General features: G+C 64.0%; 5 protein-coding genes and 1 pseudogene. 3 read left to right on the forward strand and 3 right to left on the reverse strand.

Translation table 11 applies throughout. From position 1 onward, the window contains the following. Positions 1–346: 346 nt before the first annotated feature. Complete coding sequence (locus HUA74_RS31420) at positions 347–1,327, reverse strand: hypothetical protein (RefSeq protein ID WP_174457488.1); 981 nt, start codon at positions 1,325–1,327, stop codon at positions 347–349. A 281-nt stretch (positions 1,328–1,608) separates the two neighbouring features. On the opposite strand from HUA74_RS31420, the gene HUA74_RS31425 reads away from it, so the two are divergent. After that, the gene (locus HUA74_RS31425) at positions 1,609–2,679 is read left to right on the forward strand and encodes a DNA ligase (protein WP_174457489.1); all 1,071 of its coding nucleotides are present in this window, start codon (positions 1,609–1,611) and stop codon (positions 2,677–2,679) included. A gap of 191 nt (positions 2,680–2,870) precedes the next feature. Continuing rightward, complete coding sequence (locus HUA74_RS31430; protein WP_174457490.1) at positions 2,871–3,299, forward strand: PilZ domain-containing protein; 429 nt, start codon at positions 2,871–2,873, stop codon at positions 3,297–3,299. Here HUA74_RS31430 and HUA74_RS31435 read toward each other — a convergent pair. Continuing rightward, complete coding sequence (locus tag HUA74_RS31435; protein ID WP_174457491.1) at positions 3,296–3,871, reverse strand: imm11 family protein; 576 nt, start codon at positions 3,869–3,871, stop codon at positions 3,296–3,298. The two genes, HUA74_RS31430 and HUA74_RS31435, sit on opposite strands and share 4 nt — an antisense overlap. Before the next feature lie 19 nt (positions 3,872–3,890). Further along, positions 3,891–4,850, reverse strand: a pseudogene (locus tag HUA74_RS31440) (AHH domain-containing protein); the annotation flags it as partial. Positions 4,851–5,258: 408 nt separating this feature from the next. On the opposite strand from HUA74_RS31440, the gene HUA74_RS31445 reads away from it, so the two are divergent. Next, complete coding sequence (locus tag HUA74_RS31445; protein WP_174457492.1) at positions 5,259–5,822, forward strand: YceI family protein; 564 nt, start codon at positions 5,259–5,261, stop codon at positions 5,820–5,822. Positions 5,823–6,000: the final 178 nt, after the last annotated feature.

Raw genomic sequence — 6,000 nt, forward strand, 5'->3', positions numbered from 1 at the left:
ACTCGTGGACCTCCAGACAGATTGCGACGCCTCCCGACAGAGCGCCACTCCCATCCTCGGCAAGTGCCCACCGCACCACGATGGCGTGAAGAGTCGCAACCGTATGAGCCGCCTTGTTGCTCGCACTTGAGGACGTGGACGCACAGCCCCGGGAGTGATGCGCCGGGACTCGGTCCTCCGCTTGCTGGGCGAGCCGCCGCGGTCCTGGCGTCGAGAATGGAGGGGACACCGGTGGAGGCCCCACGACACAGGCGCCCCGAAGTGACGCCTCGGAGCGACACTCGCGGATGGCGTACGTTCTCGTGGCAACGCGAAAGGGTTGCTGGCGGACCGTTGGCGGAGAGCGTCAGCGCGTGAGCACGTCAAGCATCAGGGACCAGGCCCCCTGCTCCCATGCCGTCAACGGCAGCGAGGTGCAGAGGTACAGAGCGGAGAGGTCGCTCATCCTCCCGGCGCGCAAGAGCGTCCGGACCAAGGCGGTGGTCACTCTGTTCGTGAGGCCGAACTCCGTCATCAACTCCCCTGCACGATGATTGGCGAGCATCTTCCGGGCCCGTGCGAGCAGATGACCCCAGAGATAGCGGTGCGAGCCGTTCGTGACGTTGGCGAGCGACTCCCGGCACATGTCCGACCTCGAGCCCCGGACCGCCACCTTCAAGCTCATGCTCTTGGGCTCGTCCGAATACCACGGACGGTTTTCCCACTTCACATGGGCCTCGAAGAGCATCCCCGACACTTCAATGAGGAACTTCACGTTCAGCCCCGGGAACCCGGTGCTGCTCCAGAAGGCGAAGGGGTCTCCTTCGTTGTAGTCCCTGAACGTCGGCCACTGGTCCTGCCCCGTGATGTCATTCTCGATGGAGTCGGTGGTGATGCTCGGCGGGCTGGAGTAGCCGGAGAACGACGGGGGGCCTCCGGAGAACGACGGATAGCCTCCGGAGAACGACGGGGGACCTCCAGAGAACGACGGGGGGCCTCCGGAGAACGACGGGTAGCCCCCGGAGAACGACGGGTAGCCCCCGGAGAACGATGGGGGACCTCCAGAGAACGACGGGTAGCCCCCGGAGAACGACGAGGAGCCTCCGGAGAACGACGGGAAGGAGAAGGGAGAGGACTGGCTCTTCGCCCAGACACAACACGGGGGCGGAGAACGGCTATAGCAACCGGTACAGATGAAGACATGGCAGGAGGGGCACGTCTTCGGCTTGTGCGTCATGCAGTAGTAGCGCGTGCAGAAGACACACTGGGACGAGGGATGCACCGGAGCCATGTACGAGCATTTGGACGAGCCGCAGTTAACCACCGTGGGCGGCGAGGGTTTGTACATGCGGGCAGTCCTCCATGACGCGCGATTGGAGGAACCACCAGCAAATCACATACCAATGACTGGAATTGCTCGGTGCCAAGTGGCGACTGTCTGGGAATGCCCCCTGTTCGCGCCACTCCGCGTCCCATGAGGACGCGGGCGCGTCTGGGAGGAACACGACGTGGGCCGAGACAGGTTGTCCGAGCACGCCCCCCAAGGCTCCGCGCGCCTTGGGGATGTCAGACCTTGGGGGTACTCTTCCCTTCATCGCCGCGAAGGACGCGGCACGGAGGGGTCGGCACTTGGCGGAAATCGCGGACGGCGAGCAGGTGGAAGTCCAGGGCTCGGGTTCCAAGCCCTACATCCTCAAGAACACGGGAGGCGTCTACTCGTGCTCCTGCCCCGCGTGGCGCAACCAGTCCATCGCCATCGAGCGACGCACCTGCAAGCACCTGCGCCGCGTGCGCGGTGACGCCGCCGAGGACTCCCGCACCGGTGGCACCTCCACGCCCCCCGTCAAGGCCACGCGCGTGAAGGCCCCCTCCGGTGATGCCGAGGGTGACGCGGACGACGAGAAGGCTCCGCCGCTGCTGCTCGCCCACCCGTGGGAGAACGACGTGGACCTCACGGACTGGTGGATGAGCGAGAAGCTCGACGGCGTGCGCGCGTACTGGGACGGCAAGCGCTTCTGGTCACGCCTGGGCAACGAGTTCTTCGCGCCGGACTGGTTCACCGCGGGGCTGCCGGACTTCCCGCTGGACGGAGAGCTGTTCGGTGGGCGCAAGCGCTTCCAGCGCACGGTGAGCGTGGTGCGCCGGCAGGACAAGAGCAAGGACTGGAAGGAGCTGCTCTTCGTCGTGTTCGACGCGCCGAGCTTCGACGCCGCGTTCGAGCAGCGGCTGGAGCACTGTCGCAAGTGGCTGGATGACGCGAAGCCCGCGTATGCGCAGTGGCATTCGCACGAGCGCTGTCAGGGGACTCCGCATCTGCGCTCGGAGCTGGAGCGCGTGGAGGGGCTGGGCGGCGAGGGGCTGATGCTGCGCAAGCCGGGCTCCCGCTATGAAGTCGGTCGCTCGCACACGCTGCTGAAGGTGAAGAGCTTCAAGGACGACGAGGCCGTCGTCATTGGCCACGTCGCGGGAGCAGGCCGACACAAGGGCCGGCTGGGCGCGCTGGAGGTGGAGCTGCGCAACGGCAAGCGCTTCAGCGTGGGCACCGGCCTGTCGGACGCCGAGCGCGAAGCACCACCGGCCATCGGCACGCTCATCACCTTCCGCTACCAGGAGCTGTCCAACGACGGCGTGCCGCGCTTCCCGTCGTACATCGGCGTGCGCATCGACGCGGCGCCGTTCAAGGGGAAGGCGAAGGGCTGAAGACGGGCACACCCACCCGTGCGGGGCAGCCGTCCCGCCGGGTCTGTGCGCCAGCGATCATCGCAAGCACCTGGACCCGCGTGGCGTGTCGGGGGCCGTCAGCACGTGGACGTCCGCACGGTTTATAGAGCAACGGGAGAGCCCTCCGCCCCCGCGGAGTCAGTACCTCCTGGTGTCTGCTCGAGGCGACCATGCACTGCGCGCTCTGCCTGTCGGAACACTCCGCGGACTCCCTGTGCACGCCCCAGCCCCGGGCACGACACGGCGCCTCGCTGCTCGGTGAATCCCTGCCCCATGGAGACAAGGCCGCCGAGCCCTGGTCCTGGGACGTGTGGATTCGCCATCCCGAGGGCGTGGACGTCCACGGCCTGGAGCTGGGCAAGGGCGGCCTCTTCCTGAGCTGCTCGGAGCCCTTCCCTCCCCTCTTCACCCGGCTGGAGCTGACGCTGCGACTGGCCGGCGAGGAGTTCGCCTGTGAGGGCGAAGTGGTGCGGCACGTCGACTCCGCGCACGCCCGCACCTGGGGCGTCTCAGCGGGCATCGGTGTGCAGTTGCTGCCCCCCTCACCCCGGCTGCGGGACTTCCTCGCGCAGACAAGGCAGTTCCAAAGCACAGGCTAGACCTCCTCGAATTTTGCTCCTGTGACCTTCGCGTGCTCCAGGGCTACCTTGATGTCCTCCGAGACGATGAGGGCAACTGTCCACCCCCAGGTGCGGAAGACCTTCGTGTTGCCCACCTTCGTGCGGTCAATCCGCATATCAACCACGTTTCGGTATTGGCCGAGCTTGTCCGGTCGCGCGTCCTCTGGCAGCCAGAACTCCACTTCATTTGATGCATTGTCATCGATGCACCGGACAACCTTCGTAGCAACGAGGACTTGATATTCGTCCGGGTGGCCTTTGAGATTCAAAGGGATGAGTTGCACATCATTGGGTGCCAGCTCCGCGAAGATGGCGGCCACCCGGATGTGGACAACGGGAGTCATGCCAACGCCTGCCATGCTGAAATCGCGCTGACGCCCAGGCTCACGAACAGAGAGCGTCAGGCGGCCATCACTTCGGACGGGCCGCCCAGAACTAAACTCCCTGATGTCTTCCGGCTCCCGGCCCTGTCCGTTCAACGGTTCTCCCAGGTACCAGTTGCCGGCCTGTACGTCCTCTTTGAGCCTGAAGTATCGAGAGTGATTCGACATGGTGGACGCCCTCACTGCGTCACTTGCCCTGAGTCAAAAGCCTGTGGATTTCCGTTCCTTTGGTCACGGCCTCTTTGGCGAGCCTGCGAAGCTCAACCGTGAGGGCCTCGCGGCAATCTGCCACCTTCCGACAGCTCCCCAAAGCCTCGAGTAGTCGCTCCTGGACGCGTTCATGATACCGCTGCGGATGTGGCCCCTTGTGACCGACGACTTCTACGACGTTCTCGGGGTCCTTCAGCTCCATCCCAGCCCTTGTGAAGAGGTCCCGGAATCTCGGCGTCCAGGGCCCGCCGCGCGCCGCTGAGACTTCGTTCTTGTTCGTGGCGATGTGGTGGCGCTCGCCTTGGCTGCGCATCCCCCGACTCGCCATGGCCAGGGCGTTGGGGGCGAGCGCGATGGTGAAGCCTTCCGCCGCCACCGCGACCGACTGCACACTTGCCACCGCGGCGTACTGGAAGCCTGCCTGAGACTCCACGGCGAGCGCAGCCTGAGCGGAGCCCGGCAGTCTCACGGCCTTCGCGACCAACCCCGCCGTGCTGCCGATAGCGGCCGTGGCGAGCATCACGAAGACGCGTGCCGCATTCTCTCCGAGGATTTCGCCGTACGCCTCACCCGACGCACTGAGCTGCGCGAAAGTCGTGGACTGGTCCACCTCGCGTACCAGGGTCAACCACCCGTCCAGCAGACGCCACATCGTGTCCACGCCCAGGTAGGCGATGGCGATGGCTGTCAGGGTAGCGGCCACGCCCTTGCTCACTGGCTCGGGGAGCGACCAGAGCAGCAGGTACATCGTCGCCGCGGCGGTGATTGTGGCCATGACCGCGCCGGGGTCCGTCATGCCCTCCAATGCCTCGGCTGTCTCCTCCCACACGGAGTCCATCGCGATGGCCAAGGCCCACCTGTACTTGCCGTCGCTGGCGAGCAGGGGGCCTTCCTCCAACAGCCGCAAGCAGTCTCCGGGTTGGTCCTTCCGCGAGCACCGCTGCCGCACGATGGACCATCTCATGGCCCTGGTGCATGCCTACCTCGCCGCTCGCGCCCATCATCCGCTTCACCATCTGCGCCTTGAATGCGTTTGTGTACGGCACTTCAACCCCTGCACTCGCCCCCATCGGGTGGTCAGCTCAGCACGTCAGCCGAGGCGACTTCTTCCCTGACACAGGGGGTTGGGTGGCAAGAATCTTTAGCGGCGCTGGGTCTTCCTCAATTCGGACATGCTTGGCCTGAGACTCTTGCTGTCGTGTCCATTTCCGAAAAACAGAGAAACGACGCATACCGTCAGTTCGCCGCTCGTGGGAAGTTTGGAAGAGGCGATCATGGGTCACCTTCCGGAAAATAGTGAATGTCCCCACCACGCCCGACCTCACTAGGAAAGCAAAGGGACGCCATGAATACCTTGTTGCGCCGCTACGCAGTCACGACTCTTGCTATCGCATCACTGACCGCTTCGCCCCCAGCGCTTGCACAGCTTGACCGAGCAAAAAGCGCGATCTCGGCAACAGCGAAACAGATGGGCGTGCCACTGAATGGCAAGTTCAAGAAGTTCGATGTGTCGATTGAGTTCGATCCGGCACATCTTGAACAAGCCCGTGTACAGGTGACCATTGACACCGCAAGCTTTGACCTTGGAGAGGGGGAGTACAACAAGCGGTTGCACGGCAAGGACTGGTTCGACGTAGCGACCTACCCACGGGCAACATTCCAAGCGTCGTCCGTCAAGGCAGGTGGCGCTGGCAAATACGACGTAGCCGGCAAGCTGACGATTAAAGGTCACTCGAAATCCGTCGTCATAGCTGTTGCACTCAAGGAAACGGGCTCGACACGAATCTTTGACGGAGAATTGCCAATCAAGCGCACAGAGTTCAACGTTGGCGCAGGCGAATGGAAGGACACTTCAGTTGTCGCAGACGAAGTGGTCATCAACTTCCACCTCGTTGTCTCAAAGCGGTAAAGCCATGGCCTGTAAGTAAAGAGTGGGTCCAGATGTTGCTGCCTGTCGCTAAGAGCCTCTATCAAATGTGAGGATAGAGGCTTCGGAAGAGCATGACGCAGCAGCCGAGGACGAGGAAGCCGAAGTGGACGTCGTCCCTGCGCTCGTCACGGACACGGAGCCGACGAAGTTGATTTTT

The organism is Myxococcus sp. CA051A (assembly GCF_013336705.1).
GTDB lineage: Bacteria > Myxococcota > Myxococcia > Myxococcales > Myxococcaceae > Myxococcus > Myxococcus llanfairpwllgwyngyllgogerychwyrndrobwllllantysiliogogogochensis.

Coding starts and splice junctions, on each gene's coding strand:
- HUA74_RS31420 (WP_174457488.1), bottom strand. CDS start 1,327: ATGTACAAACCCTCGCCGCCCACGGTGGTTAACTGCGGCTCGTCCAAA.
- HUA74_RS31430 (WP_174457490.1), top strand. CDS start 2,871: ATGCACTGCGCGCTCTGCCTGTCGGAACACTCCGCGGACTCCCTGTGC.
- HUA74_RS31435 (WP_174457491.1), bottom strand. CDS start 3,871: ATGTCGAATCACTCTCGATACTTCAGGCTCAAAGAGGACGTACAGGCC.
- HUA74_RS31445 (WP_174457492.1), top strand. CDS start 5,259: ATGAATACCTTGTTGCGCCGCTACGCAGTCACGACTCTTGCTATCGCA.